This window comes from Hydrotalea sp. GW822-HT8A01 (genome assembly GCF_058798575.1).
In genome coordinates this window covers 1,931,411-1,954,512 of record NZ_CM179506.1, presented here as the reverse complement: position 1 = coordinate 1,954,512, position 23,102 = coordinate 1,931,411, and the positions used below count along the sequence as shown (strand labels likewise).

Annotated in this window: 14 protein-coding genes and 1 pseudogene; 9 read left to right on the top strand and 6 right to left on the bottom strand. The window is 41.4% G+C overall.

Features of this window, described 5'->3' with window-relative positions; translation table 11 throughout:
- Positions 1–21: 21 nt before the first annotated feature.
- Together AC3QLY_RS08500 and AC3QLY_RS08495 are read right to left on the bottom strand one after the other, a co-directional pair.
- Positions 22–1,701, bottom strand: coding sequence for a GMC oxidoreductase (locus AC3QLY_RS08500; protein WP_218331524.1), 1,680 nt, complete (start codon positions 1,699–1,701; stop codon positions 22–24).
- 130 nt (positions 1,702–1,831) lie between these two features.
- A complete protein-coding gene (locus AC3QLY_RS08495) occupies positions 1,832–2,713 on the bottom strand; it encodes a hydroxypyruvate isomerase family protein (RefSeq protein ID WP_492989661.1) in 882 nt (293 codons plus the stop codon).
- Between the two features lie 325 nt (positions 2,714–3,038).
- Between AC3QLY_RS08495 and AC3QLY_RS08490 the strand changes: the two genes are divergently transcribed.
- The 9 genes and pseudogenes from AC3QLY_RS08490 to AC3QLY_RS08450 all read left to right on the top strand — a co-directional run bounded on the left by AC3QLY_RS08490 (position 3,039) and on the right by AC3QLY_RS08450 (position 15,469).
- The gene (locus tag AC3QLY_RS08490) at positions 3,039–3,887 is read left to right on the top strand and encodes an RteC domain-containing protein (protein ID WP_492989660.1); all 849 of its coding nucleotides are present in this window, start codon (positions 3,039–3,041) and stop codon (positions 3,885–3,887) included.
- Between the two features lie 261 nt (positions 3,888–4,148).
- A complete protein-coding gene (locus tag AC3QLY_RS08485; RefSeq protein ID WP_492989659.1) occupies positions 4,149–4,499 on the top strand; it encodes a helix-turn-helix domain-containing protein in 351 nt (116 codons plus the stop codon).
- A 15-nt stretch (positions 4,500–4,514) separates the two neighbouring features.
- On the top strand, positions 4,515–4,823 hold the full coding sequence (locus AC3QLY_RS08480) for a helix-turn-helix domain-containing protein (RefSeq protein WP_026769692.1): 309 nt from the start codon (positions 4,515–4,517) through the stop codon (positions 4,821–4,823).
- 85 nt (positions 4,824–4,908) lie between these two features.
- Positions 4,909–6,420 carry a DUF3945 domain-containing protein gene (locus tag AC3QLY_RS08475; RefSeq protein WP_492989658.1) on the top strand — a complete coding sequence of 504 codons (1,512 nt, stop codon included), beginning with the start codon at positions 4,909–4,911 and terminating at the stop codon, positions 6,418–6,420.
- Between the two features lie 19 nt (positions 6,421–6,439).
- Positions 6,440–8,521, top strand: a complete 2,082-nt coding sequence (locus AC3QLY_RS08470) for a type IA DNA topoisomerase (RefSeq protein WP_492989657.1) — start codon at positions 6,440–6,442, stop codon at positions 8,519–8,521.
- Positions 8,518–8,718, top strand: a pseudogene (locus AC3QLY_RS08465) (ORF6N domain-containing protein); the annotation flags it as partial. The gene AC3QLY_RS08470 and the pseudogene AC3QLY_RS08465, both read left to right, overlap by 4 nt.
- A 13-nt stretch (positions 8,719–8,731) precedes the next feature.
- Positions 8,732–9,403, top strand: a complete 672-nt coding sequence (locus AC3QLY_RS08460; RefSeq protein WP_492991281.1) for a hypothetical protein — start codon at positions 8,732–8,734, stop codon at positions 9,401–9,403.
- 137 nt (positions 9,404–9,540) lie between these two features.
- Positions 9,541–9,975 (top strand): DUF1896 domain-containing protein, encoded by a 435-nt coding sequence (locus AC3QLY_RS08455; RefSeq protein ID WP_492989656.1) that lies wholly within the window; start codon positions 9,541–9,543, stop codon positions 9,973–9,975.
- A complete protein-coding gene (locus tag AC3QLY_RS08450; protein ID WP_492989655.1) occupies positions 9,965–15,469 on the top strand; it encodes a helicase-like domain-containing protein in 5,505 nt (1,834 codons plus the stop codon). Before AC3QLY_RS08455 ends, AC3QLY_RS08450 begins: the two co-directional genes overlap by 11 nt.
- A 299-nt stretch (positions 15,470–15,768) precedes the next feature.
- Here the strand turns inward: AC3QLY_RS08450 and AC3QLY_RS08445 are convergent, their stop codons facing one another.
- The 4 genes from AC3QLY_RS08445 to AC3QLY_RS08430 form a co-directional block, all read right to left on the bottom strand.
- Positions 15,769–16,899 carry an efflux RND transporter periplasmic adaptor subunit gene (locus tag AC3QLY_RS08445; protein WP_492989654.1) on the bottom strand — a complete coding sequence of 377 codons (1,131 nt, stop codon included), beginning with the start codon at positions 16,897–16,899 and terminating at the stop codon, positions 15,769–15,771.
- Between the two features lie 12 nt (positions 16,900–16,911).
- Positions 16,912–18,150 carry an MFS transporter gene (locus AC3QLY_RS08440; RefSeq protein ID WP_492989653.1) on the bottom strand — a complete coding sequence of 413 codons (1,239 nt, stop codon included), beginning with the start codon at positions 18,148–18,150 and terminating at the stop codon, positions 16,912–16,914.
- 9 nt (positions 18,151–18,159) lie between these two features.
- Positions 18,160–22,512 carry a CusA/CzcA family heavy metal efflux RND transporter gene (locus tag AC3QLY_RS08435; RefSeq protein ID WP_492989652.1) on the bottom strand — a complete coding sequence of 1,451 codons (4,353 nt, stop codon included), beginning with the start codon at positions 22,510–22,512 and terminating at the stop codon, positions 18,160–18,162.
- 99 nt (positions 22,513–22,611) lie between these two features.
- Entirely contained in the window at positions 22,612–23,010 is a 399-nt protein-coding gene (locus tag AC3QLY_RS08430; protein WP_492989651.1) for a hypothetical protein, read from the bottom strand.
- Positions 23,011–23,102 lie beyond the last annotated feature (92 nt).

The following is a 23,102-nucleotide window of genomic DNA, read 5'->3' as shown; positions in this document are numbered from 1 at the left end:
AAATATAACTTCAACAGATTATTAAATATTTCCTTTTTTCAATTCTTCTACTGCATAATTGGCAGCACGAGCTGTAAATGCCATGTACGACAAAGAAGGATTTACACAAGCTGCAGATACCATAAAAGAACCATCGGTAACAAATACATTTTTCGCATCCCAAACCTGGTTGTATTTGTTCAACACAGAAGTTTTAGGATCGTTACCCATACGGGCGGTACCCATCTCATGGATGCCTCTTCCGGGTGTGCCATCACCATCCCAGCCCTGTACATTTTTAACGCCGGCAGCTTCTAACATTTCAACTGCATCATTCAGCATGTCTTTACGCATCTTCAATTCATTCTCTTTCAATTCGCAATCAATAGCCAATACCGGTAAACCCCATTTATCTTTTTTATTTTTATCTAATGTTACTTTGTTTTCATGGTAAGGTAAAATTTCACCGAAGCCACCCATGCCCATTGTCCATGTACCGGGTTCAGTTAATGCCTCTTTAAAAGCAGCACCAATACTTAATTCCGGAATATTACGGCTCCAGCCTTCACGGCTTCCGCCGCCCTGGTAACCAAAACCTCTTAAATAATCACGTTTATCACCAAATAAATTTCTGTAACGAGGTATGTAAATGCCATTGGCTCTTCGGCCATAGATGTATTTATCTTCATACCCTTCTACAATACCCGATGCACCTACGCCTAAATGGTGATCCATTAAATTATGACCCAGTTCTCCACTACTGCTACCCAAACCATCGGGCCAAATATCGGTTGCAGAATTCATGAGTACCCAGGCGCTGTTTAAGGTAGAGGCATTCAGAAATACAATTTTAGATTTATATTCATAGGTTTGATTGTTCACTGCATCTAATACTTCAACACCGGTGGCTTTTTTGGTATCTTTATCGTATAGAATTTTTGTAACAATACTCCAGGGTCTTAATGTGAGGTTGCCTGTTTTTTGCGCAGCCGGCAAGGTGGCCGACTGTGTACTGAAATAGGCGCCGAATGGGCATCCCAGCCAGCATTTGTTTCTGTATTGGCAATTGGTTCTGCCTTCATGTGGCACGGTAATATTGGCCGTGCGCCCAATAATCATATTACGAGCACCTTTGTAATGGTCTTTAATGCGGGCAGCAACATCTTTTTCTACACAGGTCATTTCCATGGGGGGCATAAATTCCCCATCCGGCAACTGCGCAAGACCGTCTCTGTTGCCACTAATGCCTGCAAATTTTTCAACATAATCATACCAGGGGGCAATTTCTTTATAACGCACCGGCCAGTCAATCGCAATCCCATCTTTGGCATTGGCTTCATAATCAAAATCGCTCCAGCGATAGCTTTGTCGGCCCCACAATAAGGAACGACCGCCTACATGATAGCCTCTGAACCAGTCAAAACGCTTCACTTCTGTATAGGGTGATTCCTGTTCATTTACCCACCAGTCAACATTAAATTCATTCAGTACATAATCGCGTTTTAAAACAGGATGATCTTTAATCATTTGCTGAGTAGGCCTTCCCCGGTGCGGAAACTCCCAGGGATCTTTATTAGCGTTTACATAATCTTTAATGTGCTCAATGTTTTTGCCACGTTCCAACATCAACACTTTTAAACCTTTTTCGGTTAATTCTTTAGCAGCCCATCCGCCACTAATACCCGATCCGATTACAATTGCATCAAAATAATTGTCAGCCATAATAAAATGTATAAATTATAATGTGAAAAATCAATATTATTTGTCCAAATTCATTTATTGCTAAAGCTATTCTTTTTCTGCGCCCTATGTGAACCGTTGTTCCTTTTTACCAATATTTTAATGCAAACGTTTACACATCGCAAATAACAACGGCTTTTTTTAGTGATTCAATTTGATCATTACCGGTAGGTATAAACTCCTGTGCCACAAAATCGTTAAAGCCTGTGGCAACAATGGCTTTCATAATAGCCGGATAATACAATTCCTGTGTGTCATTAATTTCGTGCCTGCCCGGAACACCGCCGGTATGGTAGTGTGCAATGTAGGGATGATACTCCTGAATGGTTCTTATCACATCGCCTTCATCTATCTGCATGTGATAGATATCGTACAGCAATTTAAAATTAGGAGAACCTATTCTTTTACACAATTCTACCCCCCATTTGGTGTGGTCGCACATATAATCCTTATGATCTATTTTGCTGTTCAGCAATTCCATTACAATGGTTACATTGTTTTTCTCTGCATCGCCCATAATTTGTTTCAAACCCTGTACACAATTGTTCCAGCCTGTTTCATCATCCATACCTCTTCTGCTACCACTAAAACAAATTAAATTTTTATATCCAGCTTTAGCAACCAGTGCAATATGTTCTTTATAACGGGAAATTAAAGCTGCATGAAATTTAGTATCGGCCCATCCATCGGTAAGGTTAAGTTCTGCGCCATTACACATAGAAGAAGTAAGGCCATACTTTTTTAAAACCGGCCAATCGGCAGGCCCCACCAAATCAATGCCTTTAATACCAATTTGTTTGGCAGTAGTACACAAAGTATCTAAAGGCAAGTATTGATACGTCCACCTGCACACGGCATGATTGATATTGCCTTTTAATGATGAGGAAGCAATATCAAAAGCAGTATTTGATTTCATTTGTAATAAAAAAGGAGCAGCGGCAACAGTTGCCGTTCCGGTAAATAATGTTTGAATTGCTTTGCGCCTGTTATACATGCTGCTATTTTAAGGGATAAGGAAAAAATGAGAAGTGCTACTATGATTGTGCGACGATCATTGTTTTATTTTTTTGATTTTTTTTATAGAAAAAACTTAGAAAAGTAAAAGATTGCTTATAATGAGTAGTTTACGAGGCGGGAAATCGTTGCTGGTAACGATTTAGTAATGGTGCTTATTGCATTCATTTTCTTTCAATTTCCTTGTAAATCAATAGCAAATATAAAAAATTTCACCTGACTTCGGCATATCTCATGGAATAAATTCATAGTTAAGGCTAACATTTGTATTTGGATAAATACAGCCTGATAAAACGAACGTAACTATGAAACATCCATTACAAACCATCGTTGCCGAAATTCAGAAGCAGGAAAGAAAATTATCTGCTGAAGCATCCAGCTTTATTGATGAGGCTTATAGAATGACAATCTATCTTCAGGAACTACTGCGTACCGTCAAAGAAGATGTATTGAAAGAGGGCTTTGCCAGTAAAGCCGAAGAAATCCATTTTTTCAAATTGATTAAGCCGAACATTCTCGGAAAACTGATTTACTATAACAAGGTTTACCGTATTGAAACAGCTTGCCCCGCAGATAACGGGAATTTGCATCAATGCTATTTTGCCTTGCAGCTCCGGGAACTAAAACAGGAATATAAAGAGCATATATGCAATTCGGATTTTTACAGGTATTATCGCTCTGGCAGGACTGACCGGGACGAAAATTATTATATGCTGGGGAATATCAATTACAATGATGGATTGAACAGTTTTGTTTTTGAAATTGACCCGCAGTTCTCAACGTACTTTGATTACAAGGTGGCAAAAATCGTAGCCAATGAATTAATCTATAACTACCTCACGACAAAACTAAGCCCTGAACAAAGCCCGGATGTACTATTGCAGAACAGCGATACAAAGGATATTTTTTGGACACAGCCAAAGAATGCCCTCATTGAATTGATTTATGCACTTCATGCTGCCGATGCTGTTTCACATGGCAAATTGGGCATTCGCAAAATCAGTATGGTGTTTCAAATCCTGTTCCGTGTTTCACTTAGCGACATTCATAATAGCTTCCATCGTATGAAGACCCGTGCAGGCTCACGTACTTTATTTTTAGACCAACTGAAATACAGTTTAGAGGAATATATGGATAAAGAAGATACCGCTTAATCTTCTGTTTTTAATTTAAGGAATAAGGACAGCATCATGGGTGCTGTCTTTTTTTTGCCCGTTTTCCTATATGTGTGTATAGACAAATTCACCCTTTGAAATGCCCAACGTACATAGTAAAAAGCAAGAAACCGTTACACATCAGCACTTTACTGCAATTGCAAAAAAAATGAAAAAAGTGCCTTTTTGATAGACACGTATCGGAAGACAGCCCCAGCCAAACGCTCCAATTTTGTACAGTGAATATTAAACAACTGTGCAATGAATATAATTACCATAGAAGAAGAAACATGGAAGCAGCTGAACGAGCGCATCAAATCCATTAGCGAGTACATCCTGAAAATGGATAATACCAGTTATGATAGTCTTTGGCTCAATAACCACGAAGTCTGCCAATACCTCCACATCAGTGAAAAGACCCTTTGGCGTATGCGTACCAAAGGTGAAATAGCCTATTCCAAAATGTACGGGCAATACTACTATACCATAGGAGCAATAAAGGATATGCTCAACGCCCATGCCGTACAGACCAGCGAGGAATATATGCAGGAACTCATGGCTAAGGGCAAAAGCTACATCGAAAAAGGAAGAACGATAAAGTCGGGGAAATAATTAAAACGTGCCAGTATGAACATAGACAGAATGGAATTTTTTGCGTGGATGGAGCGTATCATGGAACGTTTCGATATTTTGAAACAACACATCATAGATATACAGAAGCAACGCAATACCATAGACGGCGAAGAACTTTTGGATAACCAAGACCTCTTGCAAATGCTGAAAATCAGCCACCGCTCTTTACAGCGTTACCGCTCATCCGGCAAGTTGCCGTACTATACTATCAGCGGAAAATTGTACTACAAATTATCTGACGTACACCAATTTATAAGGGATAGCGTGAATGCTCCCCTCCAACGCACAAAGGACAACGAGTGACAAACAGTGCCATGGAAAGACAGGTACGGCGTAGCCGTACCCGCTTCAATTATTTTCGGACGGTAACATTTAAAATATCAATATTATGAGTGAGCAAATAACAGAAACAGCCGGGCAAGAACCGCAGCAAAGCACACAACAAAATCCACAGCAATCCCCTGAACAGCTTTCGGATGTTTTGCTGGTGATGGACAAAGAAAAAAAGACCATCCAAGCGGTTACTGGTGTTGACGAAAACGGCGAATTGAAAACCATTGATGCCAACAAGAAAAATCAAAACGCATTTATGCGGGTTGATAAGAGCGGCGATTTTTTTTCCAACTTCTTCTCCAACTTTTGGCGACAGCTCAAAGACCCCACCCGTTTTTCATTTTTCAAAGTTCCCGCACAGGATGCCGTTGAAACAGCGCAGAAAATGCAGCAACAGGTGAATGCCCCTACCAAAGAGGGCGAGGCAATCATGGCAAAGCATGAAGTGAAAGAGCCAAAGGAACCACAGCAAGAAAACAAAAAAGATATGGAAACAACACAAACACCGCAGGCAAAACCCGAAGCGACACAGGCGACGCCTCAAACAAACGACCATCGTTTTAAAGCAGATGATATTGATTGGAAAACGCTGGCGCAAATCGGTATTACCAAAGAGCGTTTGGAAAAAGACAATACGCTGGAAATGCTGTTAAAGGGCTATAAGACCAATAAGGTATATCCCGTGAGCATCAATTTCGGTTCTGCCGTCATCCGTTCGGAAGCAAGGTTGGGACTTCAAAGCGGAGAAAACGGGATGCCTGTATTTGTGATGTACGGTGTTCGTCACGAATCCAACCTGCACACGCCTTTTTTCGGACATGAATTTACCAAAGAGGATAAAGATAACCTGCTCAAAACCGGGAACATGGGGCGTGTGGTAGAACTGACCTATCCCAAGACCGGAGAAAAGATACCGTCCATTATCAGCATTGATAAACTGACAAAGGAAGTTATCGCCTTGCGACAGGATTGGATAAAAGTACCTGACGACATTGGAGGGGTAAAACTTAGTGCTGAACAAAAGCAAACTTTATATGAGGGCAAATCCATTTACATAGAGGGCATGGTTTCGCAAAAAGGAAAAACGTTCAGCAGCGATATTCAATACAATGCCGACAAGCGTTTCCCTGAATACCTTTTTGAAAGAGGCGAAAACTACAAGCTATCCCAAAACCGGCAGCAGGCACAATCGCAGGACAATCCACGACTATACAGAGGCAAGGAATTTAACGATGAGCAGTACAAAAAGCTCACGGAGGGCAAGACAATTTATGTTTCTGATTTCATTGATGGAAAAGGACAGCCTTATAAGGGCTACGTTACACTGAATGCCGAAACGGGCAAGTATGATTTCAATTTCAGAAACCCGGACAAACTAAAAGACAAGATTGTTCCCGCAGATACCCACAAAACGCAGGTAGCCGTCAATTCCGAGGGGAAAACCAACGAGGCTACCAAGAACATCAACGAGCCTTTAAAATCCCAACAGAACGCTCCTGTTAACAAACAGCAGCAGGAACAGCAACAGCCACCGAAAGAAAATAAATCCAGAGGTGTAAGAAGGTAATCACTCAAAAGAAAAAGATATGAAAGCAATTATTGCAGAAAAACCAAGCGTAGCCCGTGAAATAGCTGCCCTGTTGGGAGCCACCGATAAAAAGGATGGCTACATAACAGGCAATGGTTATCAGGTTACGTGGGCATTCGGGCATTTGGTCGGACTGGCAATGCCGGAAGACTATGGGTTATCGGGCTTCCAAAGGGAAGCCCTACCCATATTGCCCAATCCTTTTTTACTGACGGTACGGAAAGTAAGAAAGGAAAAGACATACGTTCCCGATAGCGGAGCGGTAAAGCAGTTGAAAGTTATTGAACAGGTTATTGGTCGCTCGGATAGTATTATCGTTGCTACCGATGCCGGACGTGAGGGCGAACTCATCTTCAGGTACATTTATGAGTACCTGAAATGCAGCAAGCCCTTTCAGCGTTTATGGATAAGTTCATTGACCGAAAAAGCCATTAAGCAGGGTTTCGACAATCTGAAACCCGGAAGCGATTTTGACGGGCTGTACCGTGCCGGACAAGGGCGAAGCCAAGCCGATTGGTTGGTGGGTATCAATGCTTCGCAGGCATTGAGTATTGCAGGGCATGGTGTGTATTCGCTGGGGCGTGTGCAAACACCCACGCTTGCGCTTATCTGTAAACGTTATTTGGAAAACAAAAACTTTACTGTCAAAAAGTATTGGCAAATACAGTTAGAACACCGCAAAGAGTTTACGGACTTCAAGAGCCTTTCCAAAACCAAATGGGAAGATAAGAAACTGGCAGACGATACACTCAAATCCATAGAGCGTGCCGGAACTGCTACCGTTACCGCGGTAGAAACAAAAACCGTTACAGAGCAACCGCCCTTACTTTTCGACTTAACGGGACTGCAAAAGGAAGCGAACAAAAGATTGTTTCTAACTGCCGAAGAAACACTGAACATTGCCCAGAGCCTGTACGAAAAGAAATTGATTACCTACCCTCGTACCGGGAGCAAATATATTCCCGAAGATATTTGGGCAGAAATCCCCGCTTTGGTAAGGTCATTGGAAACAAGGGCATCCTGTAAAGAAGCGGTTGGAAAATTGAAATGGGGTCGTTTCAATAAGCGCATCGTGAATGATGTAAAAGTGACCGACCATCACGGGTTACTCATCACCGAAACAATCCCCTCAACATTGCCTTTGAATGAAGAAGCTATCTATGATATGATTGCCCTGCGTTTGGTGGAAGCCTTATCGCAAGCCTGTACCAAAGAAATAACAGACGTTACATTACAGGCGTTGCACTATGATTTTCTGGTGAAAGGCAGTAAAATTATTGAAGCAGGCTGGCGTGGCATCAAAAGAAATTTTAGTGATGAAGATAGCGAGCCAGTACAGGAATTGCCGGAACTAAAAACAGGCGATGAACTGAAAATCAAAAGTGCCGAAGTGTTGGAGAAAAAGACCAAGCCGCCCGCACTCTATACGGAAGCGGACTTGCTGTCTGCAATGGAAAATGCAGGAAAGGAAATAGCGAACGAAGATGAGCGTAAAGCCCTGCAAGGTATCGGCATTGGTACACCAGCCACAAGAGCTGCCATTATAGAAACCCTTTTTAAAAGGGATTATATCAGGCGTGATAAAAAATCCCTCGTCCCCACAGAAAAGGGATTGCAGGTTTACGAAGCCGTAAAGGATAAAAGGATTGCCGATGTTGCCATGACTGCCGAATGGGAATTGGCTTTGCAAAAGATTGAGAATAACGAAGCCGATGCAATGGGCTTTCATCAATCAATGCAAGCCTATGCTTCATCCGTAACACAGGAATTGTTGAGCATGAGCATTGCAAGCCATAATCACCCTGAACTGACCTGCCCCAAATGCAAAGCCCGTAAGCTGCTCATTCGGGATAAGGTTGTCAAATGCCCCGATGAGGCTTGCAACTGGCTTCAATTCCGTAATGTGTGCGGGGTTCAATTGAGCATTACCGAAATCGAAAATCTTGTGAACAAACGAAAGACCAGTCTTATCAAAGGGATGAAAAGCAAAGCGGGCAAAAAATTCGATGCCTTCATCATACTGAAAGATAACGGCGAAAGTTCTTTTGAATTTGATAATACCACAAGCAAAAAGAAATGAACAACAATATAATCATAAGCCAAAAGGATATAGAAAGCCTTATCTATGCGGTTCGGGGCAAACAGGTCATGTTTGACAAAGACCTGGCTCAACTGTATCAGGTGGAAACCAAAATACTGAACAAAGCCGTGAAAAGGAATATTGAGCGTTTTCCCGAAACATTTTGTTTTCAGTTGAGCGATGAGGAAAGCGAAACTTTGAGGTTCCAAATTGGAACCTCAAACACTGGACGTGGCTGGCGGACGGCGTTATTTGCCCTACGTGTTTACCGAACAAGGCGTAGCCATGTTGTCGGCAGTATTACGGAGCGATACAGCCGTAAAAGTAAGCATTGAGATAATGAACGCCTTTGTTGAAATGCGAAAACTATTACTGGATAATGCCGGGCTGTTTTCCCGCATGGATAAAATTGAACTGAAACAGATTGAGGCAGACGGCAGGTTTGAGGAAATATTTAAAGCACTGGAAAGCGGGAAGCTACACAGCGAAAAGGGCGTATTTTATGACGGGCAAATATTTGATGCCTATACTTTTGTTTCGGATATTATACGGAGCGCACAAAGGTCAATTATCCTTATTGACAATTATGTGGACGATACAGTGCTTACACTGCTGGGAAAACGTGGGCTGACCGTATCAGCCACTATCTACACCAAAAGTATCAGTAGTCAGTTACAACTCGATGTGCAACTCTACAACAGCCAATACCCAGCTATATCAATTCATACATTTGCCCATGCTCACGACCGTTTTCTTATTGTTGATAGTACAGAGTTGTATCACATCGGAGCATCATTAAAAGATTTGGGTAAAAAATGGTTTGCCTTTTCCAAGATGAGCGCAGAAACAAGCAAAATGCTTAGTTTTCTGAACGCCATTTAGAGCAATTCTCACACTTATATTATTGACCGTCATCCGGTCAAAAACTGCCACCCAAAGCCAACTACTACCGCTTTGGGTGTGGCGGTTTATTGCCATAATACTTTAGCTACTCATTGCAAATTTTAAACAAAATCAATATGAGTACACAACAAAAAGACCTCTCTTATTTTACGTTAAGGTTACAGGAATTATTAAATACCAGCTTCCCCGAAAAAGCGGACGACCAAAAGTTTATCGAACAGCGTTCCAAGTGGGCGGCAAATGCTTATGAGGGGGCATTTCGTTCGGGCAACCCCATTGACGAATGCGACCAAATCGCAGATAATATACTCTTTGAGGGGCTTCACTATTCCAAGTTCGACACTGTTTTTCAAGTGGTGTGCAATGAGTTTAACAGCATTATGCTGGACGAGGAATTGCACCCCTTTGCTCTAAAGATGCTGCCAGTCTGCGAACCCGTATTTGCCAAATATCTGCTGACGGATGACTTCGCCTATACCACCGACCACGACTTGCTCTATACGGAAATTACGGGAACCATAGCAATTCATATCGAAGACTATGGCATTTAATCAACGTGAACACCTGAAGCAAAATATCGAGGCGTTACGGGTCATGTTCAGGTTAGAAAAAGAAAAACGCCAAGCTACCGAAGCCGAACGGCAGCAGCTTTTACAGTACAGTGGTTTCGGGGGGCTAAAATTCATCTTAAATCCCGCAGAGCATCCGACAGATATAAAGCAGTGGAAAGATTATGAGCGGACGTATTTTGAAGAAACGCAGGAACTACACAGGATACTGAAAGAAAATGCAGCAGACGAAAGACAGTACAAACACTTTGTGGACAGTATGCGTAGTTCGGTACTTACTGCATTTTATACTCCGCCCGAAATCATCAATACATTATCCGATGTATTCAAAGAAAATGGCATAGCCATTCAAAAGTTTTTAGAGCCATCGGCAGGGGTCGGCGGCTTTATTCGGTCTTTTACAGATAAAAATGTGCCGCAGGTTACGGCTTATGAAAAAGACCTGCTTACAGGCAAAATCCTTAAGCAGCTATATCCCGACAGGAATATCCGCATAAGCGGTTTTGAAGAGATACCCGAAAAGGAGTTGAACAGCTATGATGTAGTTGCCAGCAATATTCCATTTGGCACAAGTGCGGTATTTGACCTTTCGTATTCACGGGGCAATGACCCTGCAAGGGCGCAGGCAGCAAAGGGCATACACAATTACTTTTTCCTAAAGGGAACGGACACGCTACGGGATGGTGGCGTTCTCGCTTTTATCACTTCGCAGGGTGTTTTGGATAGCCCAGGCAATAAGCCCATACGGGAGGCATTGATGGCAGCGCATAACCTGGTTTCGGTAGTACGGCTACCGAACAACCTGTTTATGGACTATGCCGGAACGGAAGTAGGAAGCGACCTTATTGTGCTACAAAAGAACACGGGCAAACAAGGTCTAACCGAAAGGGAAAAAGACTTTTGCGATACGCTGCTCACGAAGCATGACGACCATGTAAATGCCTATATGCTTTACAATGGAACGGTTGTTTTCAATCAAATCATACAATCTACCGACCTGTATGGCAAACCCTATACCGTATATGTGCATGACGGTGGTGTAACCGAAATTGCAAAGGAAGCAAAGAAAATACTGGATGGAGATTTTAAAGAGTATCTGAATATAAATCTTTACAAAGGGCTACCGCCCGATGAGCCTACAATACAGCCGGATATTACCGTAATGCCTGACCCTACGCCCACGCAGCCGGCTGCCGGCATCGTAAGGGATGAAATAACGCAAACCTCACTATTTACAACGCCTGCGGCGGCTCAACCTGCAATGAGCAAGGCACAGGACGGCATGACTGCGGTAGCAGATCTGCCGTCAAATCAGGAAGAAGTGCAGTTGAGTTTGTTCGACCTCTTTAACAGTGCGCCACAAGCTGCCGTTCTTGCTCCACCGAAAAGGGTTAGACGCAAACCGACCGTTACCAAGAAAAAGGCTGGTAATCGTCCGCAGCAGCCGGGGTTATTTGATTATATACCCTTGCGCAATCCCAAAGAAGAAACGCCGAAGCCTCCATCCGTACCACGTACAAACAGGCAAGCGCCCGTAATGGGTGATTTGTTTTCGTCCGTTGGTATCAACGGCCGGGGTGAAATTGAACAAATACCCAAAGACAAACCTGCCGTTCCTGCAAATGACAATGTACTCCCTGAACCTGCGCCGTACTCTGGCAAACTGCAATCATACCACAGGGATGATTGCCTTGTGATAGATAAAGGTTTTGTTGGGTATTTGAGGGAAGTGGATATACCAAACGGTACGGCGGTCTTTCACCCGCTATCATTGCCAGCCAATCAGAAAGCACGAGCCGAAGCCTATATAGGACTACGTGATACCTATCAACAGCTTTACAATCAAGAAGCGCAACACCATACCGAGTATAAGCAGGAACGGGAAACGCTGAACCGCCTGTATGATGATTTTGAAAAAAGGTACGGCAACCTGAATAGTGCCGATAATATCAAACTAATCAAGACCGACAGCGCAGGTAAAGAAATACCGTTTTTAGAGCGTGTGGTAGGCGGTGTGATACATAAGGCAGATATATTCCGCCAGCCCGTAAGTTTTTCAACGGCAACGCTTGAAACAGACAACCCCGATGAAGCGTTGGCGGCATCGCTCAATAAGTACGGCACGGTGGATTTGGGCTATATGTCGGAGATAAGCGGAATGTCCGGCGAAGATTTAAAAGATGCGCTACATGGCCGCATCTTTTACAATCCTGTACAAAAGGAATATGAGATAGCCGAAAAATGGGTTTCGGGCAACGTGATTGAAAAAGCGGGAGAAGTGCAGGCATACCTTGCCGGGCAACCGGAAGACAAGGAAGCTGCTGTAAGCCTTAAAGCCCTTGAAGAAGCCAAGCCCCGCAGGATAGAGTTTGAGGAACTTGATTTTAACCTCGGTGAACGCTGGATACCAACAGGCATCTACAACCGTTTTGCTTCACACCTTTTTGATACGGATATACGCATTCATTATTCCGAAAGTTCCGATGACTTTTCTATCAGTTGCGACCGCAAGAATATCCATATCACTGAAAAGTACGCTATCAAGTCTGAAAGCCGGACGTTTGACGGTGTTACCCTGCTGAAGCACGCCCTTGTCAACACCACGCCTGACATTACCAAAAAGGTAATCATTGATGATAAGGAAGTCAAGGTGCGGGATATGGAAGCTATACAAATGGCGAACAGCAAAATTGACGAGATACGCAAGGAATTTACGGACTGGCTCTTTGCACAGAACGATGAGTTTAAGCAACGGCTGACCGACAAATACAACGATACTTTTAACTGTTTTGTACGTCCGCAGTATGACGGCAGCCATCAGGAATTTCCGGGGCTTGACCGCAAGGCGTTGGGTATCGAAGACCTGTACGCAAGCCAAAAGGATGCCGTTTGGATGATAAAGATGAACGGTGGTGCTATCTGCGACCACGAAGTGGGTGCAGGTAAAACGCTTATTATGTGTACGGCGGCGCAGGAAATGAAACGTTTGGGGTTGGCGCATAAGCCGATAATTATCGGGCTTAAAGCCAATGTGCATGAGATAGCGGAAACCTACCGAAAAGCCTACCCACACGCCAAAATATTATATCCCGGCAAGGAAGATTTTACCCCGCAGAAACGCTTGCGCATTTTCGGCGATATTAAAAATAATGATTGGGATTGTATCATTCTAACCCACGACCAGTTTGGGATGATACCGCAATCGCCCGAAATGCAAAAGCAGATTTTGGAGGTTGAACTGGAAAACGTAGAGGATAATCTTGCTGCTTTGGAAGCGCAGGGCAAGGAAGTTTCAAGGGGAATGCTCAAAGGGGTTATTGTCCGCAAACAGAACTTGGAGGTTAGGTTAAAAACACTGGAGCATGATATTGAAAACCGTAAGGATGATGTTGTGGACTTTAAAATGATGGGCATTGACCACATTTTAGTGGACGAAAGCCACCGTTTTAAAAACCTCATGTTCAATACAAGGCATGAGCGTGTGGCGGGATTAGGCAATATGGCGGGAAGCCAAAAGGCATTGAACTTGCTGTTTGCTATCCGCACCATTCAGGAGAGCACAGGCAAAGACCTGGGCGCAACGTTTCTTTCGGGTACGACTATTAGCAACTCGCTCACAGAACTGTATTTGCTCTTTAAATATCTGCGCCCGCAAGCAATGGAAAAACAGGGCATCAACTGTTTTGATGCGTGGGCAGCTATTTACGCCCGTAAGACCACCGACTACGAATTTTCGGTAGCGAACAATATCGTATCAAAAGAGCGTTTCCGCTTCTTTATCAAAGTGCCGGAACTGGCACAGTTCTATTCGGAAATTACGGACTACCGTACCGCAAAGGATATTGGTATAGACCGCCCGGAAAAGAACGAGATATTATACCATATCCCGCCCACGCCGGAGCAGGAGGTTTTTATTCAAAAGTTGATGGAGTTTGCCAAGACGGGCAATGCGGAACTTTTGGGCAGACCTCCGCTAAGTGAAAGCGAAGAAAAAGCAAAGATGCTGATTGCGACAGATTACGCCCGTAAGATGTCGCTGGATATGCGGATGATTAGCCGGAAGTATGAAGACCACCCCGACAACAAAGCCTCGCACTGTGCGGCTAATATTGCCAAATACTACAACAAATACAGTGGGCAAAAAGGAACGCAGTTCGTTTTCTCCGACCTCGGCACTTATAAGCCCGCAGAATGGAACGTTTATTCGGAAATCAAGCGCAAGCTGATAGAAGACCACGGCATCCCTGCGCATGAAATACGGTTTATTCAGGAAGCTAAGAATGAGAAGCAGCGCAAGGAACTTATCAGGGATGTAAACGAGGGAAAAATACGGGTGTTGTTCGGTTCTACCGAAATGCTGGGTACGGGCGTGAATGCACAGAAACGGGCGGTTGCCGTTCACCATTTGGATATACCGTGGCGACCAAGTGACCTTGCCCAACGGGACGGCAGGGCTATCCGTAAAGGCAATGATATTGCCAAATTCTTTGCCGATAACAAGGTGGATATTTTCATCTACGCCGTTCAAAAATCGCTGGATAGCTACAAGTTCAATACCCTGTACAATAAGCAAGTGTTTATAGAGCAACTAAAGAGTAACAGCCTCGGTAAACGTACCATTGATGAGGGTGGCATGGACGAAAAAACAGGTATGAACTTCTCCGAATATGTGGCAATACTTTCGGGAAACACAGACCTTTTGGAAAAAGCGAAACTGGAAAAGCAGATAGCTGGGCTGGAAAGCGAACGGCAGGCGCACAACCGTTCCAAACTCACTTCCAAATACAAGCTGGAAGATACTGTTGCCACGCTGGAAAGTACACAATCCCGTTTCGACCGTATGAGCCTCGACCTCGGAAACCTACAACAGCGCATACAGAAAAACAAAGAAGGCGATGTACTCAACCCTGTGCAGCTTGTCGGGCTATCAGCCAATGCCGATGTAAAACAGATTGGGGCAAAGCTCAACCAGCTTTCCGAAAAAGCCCGTACCGCAGGGCAATATGAGGAAATTGGTACGCTATATGGCTTTACGCTCTTAGTAAAAACGGAAGTTTCTCAAAAGGACGGTGTTGATATTAAGGATAACCGTTTCTTTGTTCAGGGTGAGGGCAATATCAAATACACGTTCAACAACGGTAAAATGGCGACCGATGCAAAAACGGCATCGCTCAATTTTCTAAATGCGCTGGAAAAGATACCCGGTATCTTAGAGCAGGAACAAAAGAAAATTGCTAAACTGCAAAAAGACCTCCCTGTTCTTCAGGAAGTGGTAAACGGCACATGGAAGAAAGAACAGGCTTTGAGCAGCCTTAAAACAGAACTCGCCGCCGCTGAAAGGAAAATACAATTGTCCATCAAGCCCGAAGGCGATACAGATGCGCAGCAACCGGAGAAAGAGCAAAAGCCTGTACAGAATAATTCGGAGGCAATTGTCCGTATCAAAGGGGTTCATTTACCCCGTGGGGTGTTGTAAATTCAAAAGGGGCAATAAAAAAAGCACCAGCGGATCTGCAAGTCCGTTGGTGCTTTTCTATTACCTAAAAAGAATTTTAATTAAAATAATTTATACATAAGGAAATTTTCATCTTCTGGTCTATTGGTATATTTTAACACAAATATCTACCATACTTTCTATTGCTTCTTCTATCAAAGCATACCTATTGCTCCAAAAAGACCTTTTAAAAATACTATAACAGTATTTCAAATTATACTAAAATAAGCTACTTTAATTGCTATTTGTTCATTTGTCATTACAACTATTCTATTTTTTTCTTATTCATCGCTTGTATTTTTCAAAGCCATTAGGAGATTGTAAGCTCCTTTGGTTGCAAATGTTTTTTGCAGTAAACTATCTGCCCCGATGATTTCGGTATAACCGTTTATGGAATTGCCTGTTTTTACCTCCTGCATAGTGAAACTATTTTTGTCTGATTGCAGAAAGGCATATTGTTTATTTTCAAAACGAACAATAGCATCATCAGGTAAAGCAGTGGTGTTGCCTCCTGAAATTTCTATTTCGGCATTCATAAACATTCCAGGGAGCAGTGTTTTATTGTTCTTTTCAAAGTGGCAATGCACTTCTACGGAGTTTTGGTTGGATAAATTTTTAGTTATTAAAATAATTGTGCAGGGTATTTTCTCCGTAGGATTAGCATTGGTATATGCAAACAATTTTTGCCCAATGGAAATTTTATTTACATCTTTTTCAAAGACGGTTAAAGCCAAATGAATATCAGAGGGGTTTACAATTTCAAACAAGACATCACTTGGATTGACATATTTTCCTATGTTTACATTTATTGCAGATACATAACCCGATATAGGCGAATAAATCTTGATGTTTCGTGTGATATTTCCTGCTGATACATTTTCCGGATTAAGCCCAATCAATTTTAATTTTTGTTCCAATGCGTTAATCAAAACGTTTTGCGTCTGATAGGCAGCTTTAGTTTGTTCATACACCTTATCGCTCGTTGCCTTGCTTTCGTTCAGTTCCTTTTGACGGTTGTATTCGCTTGTACTATATACGTATTGCACTTTAGCAGTTAAATAATCCTGTTGTAACTGAATGTATTGAGGGTCTTCTATTACTGCCAATACTTCGCCTTTGCCTATGTACATTCCCGGCAGGAGTTTAGTAGATTTAAGATAACCACCTAACGGAACACTTACGGAAACTGTATTTTGTGGTGGGACATCGACCTTTCCGCTTACTTTTAATACGGACGAAATGTTTTGTTGTGATAAAATGCCTGTTTCAATGCCTGCATTTTTGTATTGAGCATCGGAAAGTGTAACCACATTGTTTTGGGTTGCTATTTCAGGTTGTTGTTCTTCTGATTTGTTGCCACTGCAAGAAGCCAATAACATTACTGCACTTGCAAAAACTATTAATTTATTCATATTTCTGAATTTTTACTTAATTGAAGGTTTAAATATTAAAACGGCTATGACTGCCACAAAAAGTGTTAGTATGCCTCCGTATAGAAATTCTTTTTGCGGTAATCGTGACCCTAAAAAACCTGCTATGGGATAAGCAATAGCCCACCATAAATGCGAAAATGCGAAATGCGTCCCATATACTTTTCCTTGTTCGGCAGATGCAATATTTTCGCCAATCAATGTTTCTGACGGCATTTCTGCAAGGCTTTGTCCTAATCCTGCAAAAAGCCAAAACACTAATAAAATTGTGTATGGTACATAATTGGTAAAGGCAATGGAAAAACCCAATAACAATACGCCTGTAATCAACGAAACAACTCTTGTTTTAGACTTGTCCAAACTACCTGCTACAAATGCAGCTATGGCTGCACCAATACCAAAAGCTGCCATAACCCAACCGTAATACTTATCGGATAAATGCAGTATTGTTTTTATGTGGCTAATAGTGTTTACCAAAATCATTGCTCCTGCCAATGCCGATACAAATTCAATACTCAATGCAAAACGAAGTATTTTATTGCCGAACAATAGATTGATGCCTTTCCAAACATTTGCCCACATGTTTTGATTTTGCTTTTTCGTTGAGACTACACCTTTTTGCAGTTCTATGGCAGGAATAGATAGAATTAAAATTGCCGCAACAATGAATGTAACGCCATCCACCAAAAAGATTTCTTTTGCTCCTAACCAAACGGCTAAAATACCAGCGAATGCGGGGCTTAATATGCCCAATAACTGATAGGTGGCGGTAGATAAGCCAACAGCTTCACGATAGTATTTACCCTCAATTACCTGCGGAATGATTGCTCTGTATGTTGGTGTAAAAAAAGCATTAAACACATTGAGTAAAAACACCAAAGCGTATAATTGCCACTCTGCCGAAACAAAAGGCAGGGAACACACTATTGCCATACGGATAAAGTGTGTTATATACAGTATTTTCTTTCGTTGTACTTTGTCTGCCAATACACCTGCAAAGGGCGAAAAAATAATGAAAGCCGTTACCCTTAATGTAAGTGCCGTAGCTAAAATAACGGCTGAACGTTCTTTGCCAAACTGATATGCTAACAATGCCAAGCCCACCCAAGTAATGGCATCGCCGACTAAACTGATAGTTTGGGCTAAATACAGTTTTGCAAAAGTTCTGTTCCTCAATGCCAAAAACGGCTCCGACAGTTTTTGCCATATTGTCTGAACTCCTTTCTTTTCCATTATCTTACTTTATTTGTTTATAATAGAATTGAGTTCGGCAATACAACTGTTCCTGTTCTTTACCGCTTCTATGTAATCGCTTTGGATATTGGTCGCCTGATTGACGAGCATAACCCATTCCAAATAATTAATGTCGCCATTTAGAAATTGAGTTTTTGCCGTTGTCGTGATTGTTTGCGCATTTTTAAGAGCCGTTGTTTCAAAATATTGAACAGCCTCATCGTATTTTTTGTACTGTTTCAATGCTGATTGAAATTCGATTTCAAAACTTTTTAAAGTCAATTCATATTCATTAGCGGCAATGGCTTCATTGGTTTTAGAAGCGTTGATTTTTGCTTTTTGCCCACCTGTGAAAATGGGAATACCCAAGCCTATCTGAAATGATTGAAAGTGAGGGGTGCTGTTATAAGTTTTGTTGTCCGCTCCTGTACCTTTCATTCCCGTAATATTGTAGCCAAGAGTAAGGTCGGGCAAGAGTTTTGAACGTTCAACTTTTGTATTGGCTTCCGCTATTTTTTGCTGCTGTTTGTAATACTGCATTACAGGATGTTCGGCAATCTGTGTGCTGTCTATGTCTGCAATAGAAAATAAAACTTTTTCATCTTCAAGGGGAATAAAAACAGTAACAGTGTTTAACAATAGCTGAAATTGCAACTGCACCAACTCCATATCCTGTTGCAACTGGGAAAGCTGCAAAGCTATTTGCCCTCTTTGATTTTCGGCTGTTGTTTTCTCTAAAACATTGCTTTCGCCTTTTGTGAAACGCAGTGTTGCCTTATTTAAAAATTCAGCAAACAGACTATCATTCTTTTGAAGCAGGTGCTTTTTCTGTTGTAAATAAAGCAAATTGCAATATGCCTGTGTAACCTGCTTTTTTAATTCTACTTCTTTTGTACCTACTTTGAACAAACTACTTTTCCATTCTTCTGTAAGTAATGCTTTATTGGCTGTGTAAACTGTCGGGAAGCTGATTGTTTGAGCCAAACCAACTTTTGTATCTAAGTAATAGCTATTGAATTGTCCATACTCCGCAATTACATTAGTAGCAGGAATGTTTTTACCTGACTTTATAAGCTGTTGGCTGTATTCTGCTCGAAGTTTTTCATTCTTCACAGATAAATTGTTTTTCAATGCCGTATCAACGGCATTCTGTAACGAGATTGGTGTTTGTGCATTTACATTTTGTAACGAAACAACAAGGAGAAGAATAAGTAAGGTTCCGATTTTATTTATTTTCTTTGGAAAGGATATTCCTTTTTCAAACATAATATAGAGTATTGGTAAAATAAATAGGGTTAAGAACGTGGCAATCAATAAACCGCCAATAACAACGGTCGCCAACGGTTTTTGCACCTCTGCTCCTTCGCCTGTACTCAATGCCATCGGTAAAAACCCTAACGATGCAACAAACGCTGTCATCAATACAGGTCGTAAACGAACTCTTGTACCTTGAATAACGATTTGCTTCAAATCTGACAAACCTTCTTCTTTCAGTCGGTTAAATTCTGCAATCAATACGATGCCATTTAACACAGCTACACCGAATAGTGCAATAAATCCGATGCCTGCGGAAATACTAAAAGGCATGCCACGCAAAGCCAAAGCGAATATGCCTCCAATGGCAGAAAGCGGGATTGCCGAATAAATTAACAAGCCTTGTTTTACGGATTTGAAAGCGAAGTATAACAACAAGAAAATAAGTACCAACGACACAGGAACAGCAATCATTAACCTCCCTTTTGCTTCTTCCAAATTTTCAAATGCACCTCCATAGGTAATGTAGTAGCCCGCAGGAAGTTTAATTTGTTTTTCAACTTTATCCTGTAACTCTTTTACCATACTTTGTACATCTCTGCCACGAACATTGAAGCCCACAATAATTCTGCGTTGTCCGTCTTCACGTTGTATTTGATTTGGGCCTTCAATAATGTTCACATCAGCAACCTGACTTAAAGGAATTTGTGTACCAGCAGGTGTTTCAATTAAAAGATTTTGAACATCGGAAAGGTCTTTCCGTTTTTCACTTGCTAAACGAACAACCAAATCAAAACGTTTTTCACCTTCGTACACTGTTCCGCTACTTTCTCCTGCAAATGCCGCATTTACTACTCTATTAATTTCTGTAATGTTAAGACCATATTGAGCTATTGCAGCCCTGTTGTATTTAATTACGATTTGCGGCATACCTGTTACAGCTTCTACATACAAACCGCTACTACCTTGCACCGTATTACAAATGCTACCTAATTTGTTTGCATATAAAGCAAGTGTGTCTAAATCTTCTCCAAAGATTTTGCAAACCACATCTTGCCTTGCTCCAGAAATGAGTTCGTTGAAACGCATTGCAACGGGATATTGGAAACCGAATGTAACACCCGGAACGGCTTCCAATTCTTTTACCATTTTTGCTTCTAATTCTTCATAAGTTTTTGCAGAAGTCCATTCCTTACGGTCTTTGAGTATAATCATCATATCCGTAGCATCAATAGGCATGGGGTCTGTCGGTACTTCGCTGCTTCCAGTCTTGCCTACTATTTTTTCTATTTCAGGAAATTTTGCTAAAAGTATTTTAGAGCCTTTTGATACTGCATCAATAGAAGTATTTACATTACTTCCCGGCAAAACCCTTGTTTCTACTGCGTAGTCGCCTTCAGGCAAGTTTGGAATAAAGACACCACCTAACTTTGTTAGTACAAAAACAGCAATTACAAATAGTATAAGAATGGTAGCTATAATACCTTTAGGCATTTTCAATGCTTTTATTAAATAGCTCGAATAGAAGTTTTCCAAACGTTGTATCAATCTGTCGGAAATGTTTCTCTTATGAGATATTTTTTTGCTTAAAAACAAGGAACTCATCATCGGAATGTATGTCAACGAAAGTACAAATGCGCCTAACAAAGCAAAAGCAACCGTTTGAGCCATAGGCTTGAACATTTTGCCTTCAATACCTTCTAACGAGAAAATTGGCAAGTAAACAATCAAGATAATGATTTGCCCGAAAACAGCACTGTTCATCATTCTTGTCGCAGAACCTTTTACCTGCGTATCCATTTCTGATTGTGATATTTCAGTGATATTTTGAAAATGCTTGCTATGAGAAAATCCATGCATTACGGCTTCTACAATGATTACTGAACCATCTACAATCAAACCAAAATCTAAAGCCCCCAAACTCATTAGGTTGCCACTCACTCCAAACAAGTTCATTAGGATGATAGCAAATAGCATCGACAGCGGTATTACTGAGGCTACCAAAAGCCCCGCACGAAAGTTGCCTAAGAACAATACCAATACGAAAACAACGATTAATGCTCCTTCTAATAAGTTTCTTGTAACGGTTGAGATGGCATTATTTACCATTTTGGTACGGTCAAGGAAAGGGTCAATGGTAACACCTTCCGGCAATGTTTTTTGTATCTGCGCAATGCGTTGTTTGATGTTCTTAATAACCTGGTTACTATTTGCGCCTTTTAACATCATTACAACTGCCCCCGATACCTGTTCTTCGCCGTTAAAGGTCATTGCTCCGTATCTTGTAGCACTACCCAAACGAACTTCTGCCACATCACGAATTAGAAGAGGTAACCCGTTGGGGAGGTTTTTTACTACAATGTTATTGATGTCGTCAAAACTCCCCACCAAGCCTTCGCTTCGAATAAATAGAGCCGTTGCACCTTTCTCAATATATGCCCCGCCTGTATTCTGATTATTATTTTCGAGCGAAGTAAATACATCGCTAATGGTAATATTGTTTGCCATTAGTTTGGCAGGGTCAATGGCTATTTCGTATTGTTTTAGCAATCCGCCAAAACTGCTGACTTCGGCAACGCCTTGTACTCCTAATAGCTGCCTACGAACAATCCAATCTTGAATAGTACGTAGTTCCATAGCATTATATTTGTTTTCATAACCTTTCTTTGGTCTAATGACATATTGATAGATTTCGCCTAACCCTGTGGTAACAGGTGCCAATGTTGGTGTCCCGAAACCTTTGGGGATTTGCTCCTGAACTTGCTGTAAACGCTCTGATACTTGTTGCCTTGCCCAATAAATATCTGTATTATCATCAAAAACGATAGTAACAACAGATAAACCAAAACGGGAGAAACTACGTAATGATTTTAGTCCGGGGAGATTGTTGTTTACTTGCTCTATCGGAAACGTTATTAAACGCTCTACATCGGGCGCACCCAAAGCTGGTGCGATTGTTATTACCTGAACTTGGTTGTCGGTAATATCGGGTACTGCATCAATAGGCAATTTGGTAACTTCATAAATACCGTAACCAATTAGGGCAAGGGTAAAAATGCCTACAATGAGTTTATTTTTTAGAGAAAACTCAATTATTTTATTGAACATATTTTTTTGTTAATCATTAAACATAAGTACAGGTTGAGCTATATAGCAAATTGTACAACTACAAACCCCCGAAAGGATTTTATTAAAACCGTAAAATGATTAAATAAAACGTGGCGGTTGCCAAACAGAGCCGAGTGAAGCGGAAGAAATAAAGAATTGATTGTAAAAAATCTTTTTAGCACTATCAGCAAAGACAACATTATTTACAAAAAATGTGGGCTGCTGTGGTACAATAACAGGTATATTAGAAGCGTGACAATCAATTGTTTTGAATGGTAGGTTCTTGTGGTCGTGATGTGGTAGTTTAGGATGAGAAGCACAATCAGAATAATGTTCACTTAGAAAAGCTAAAAAACTAATATTGTGTTCATCACTATTTTCCTCATCATGGTGCTGATAATAATGGTGTATAAGTGCAGGCAGTTTCAATACCTCCCCAAACGCAGTATTTGCGGAAAGGAAAATAAACAAAAATGATATTGCAACAATATTTCTCACTAATGCAAAAATAAAAAAAATATCGGCTGAAACTATGAAACTACAAAGAAAAAGTCTCGAAATACGAGACTTTTAGAATTAATAGAGACCAT

What these genes read in the sequence shown, in the direction of transcription:
- AC3QLY_RS08500 (WP_218331524.1), bottom strand. Translation starts at nt 1,701, where the DNA reads ATGGCTGACAATTATTTTGATGCAATTGTAATCGGATCGGGTATTAGT.
- AC3QLY_RS08495 (WP_492989661.1), bottom strand. Translation starts at nt 2,713, where the DNA reads ATGTATAACAGGCGCAAAGCAATTCAAACATTATTTACCGGAACGGCA.
- AC3QLY_RS08490 (WP_492989660.1), top strand. Translation starts at nt 3,039, where the DNA reads ATGAAACATCCATTACAAACCATCGTTGCCGAAATTCAGAAGCAGGAA.
- AC3QLY_RS08485 (WP_492989659.1), top strand. Translation starts at nt 4,149, where the DNA reads ATGAATATAATTACCATAGAAGAAGAAACATGGAAGCAGCTGAACGAG.
- AC3QLY_RS08480 (WP_026769692.1), top strand. Translation starts at nt 4,515, where the DNA reads ATGAACATAGACAGAATGGAATTTTTTGCGTGGATGGAGCGTATCATG.
- AC3QLY_RS08475 (WP_492989658.1), top strand. Translation starts at nt 4,909, where the DNA reads ATGAGTGAGCAAATAACAGAAACAGCCGGGCAAGAACCGCAGCAAAGC.
- AC3QLY_RS08470 (WP_492989657.1), top strand. Translation starts at nt 6,440, where the DNA reads ATGAAAGCAATTATTGCAGAAAAACCAAGCGTAGCCCGTGAAATAGCT.
- AC3QLY_RS08455 (WP_492989656.1), top strand. Translation starts at nt 9,541, where the DNA reads ATGAGTACACAACAAAAAGACCTCTCTTATTTTACGTTAAGGTTACAG.
- AC3QLY_RS08450 (WP_492989655.1), top strand. Translation starts at nt 9,965, where the DNA reads ATGGCATTTAATCAACGTGAACACCTGAAGCAAAATATCGAGGCGTTA.
- AC3QLY_RS08445 (WP_492989654.1), bottom strand. Translation starts at nt 16,899, where the DNA reads ATGAATAAATTAATAGTTTTTGCAAGTGCAGTAATGTTATTGGCTTCT.
- AC3QLY_RS08440 (WP_492989653.1), bottom strand. Translation starts at nt 18,150, where the DNA reads ATGGAAAAGAAAGGAGTTCAGACAATATGGCAAAAACTGTCGGAGCCG.
- AC3QLY_RS08435 (WP_492989652.1), bottom strand. Translation starts at nt 22,512, where the DNA reads ATGTTCAATAAAATAATTGAGTTTTCTCTAAAAAATAAACTCATTGTA.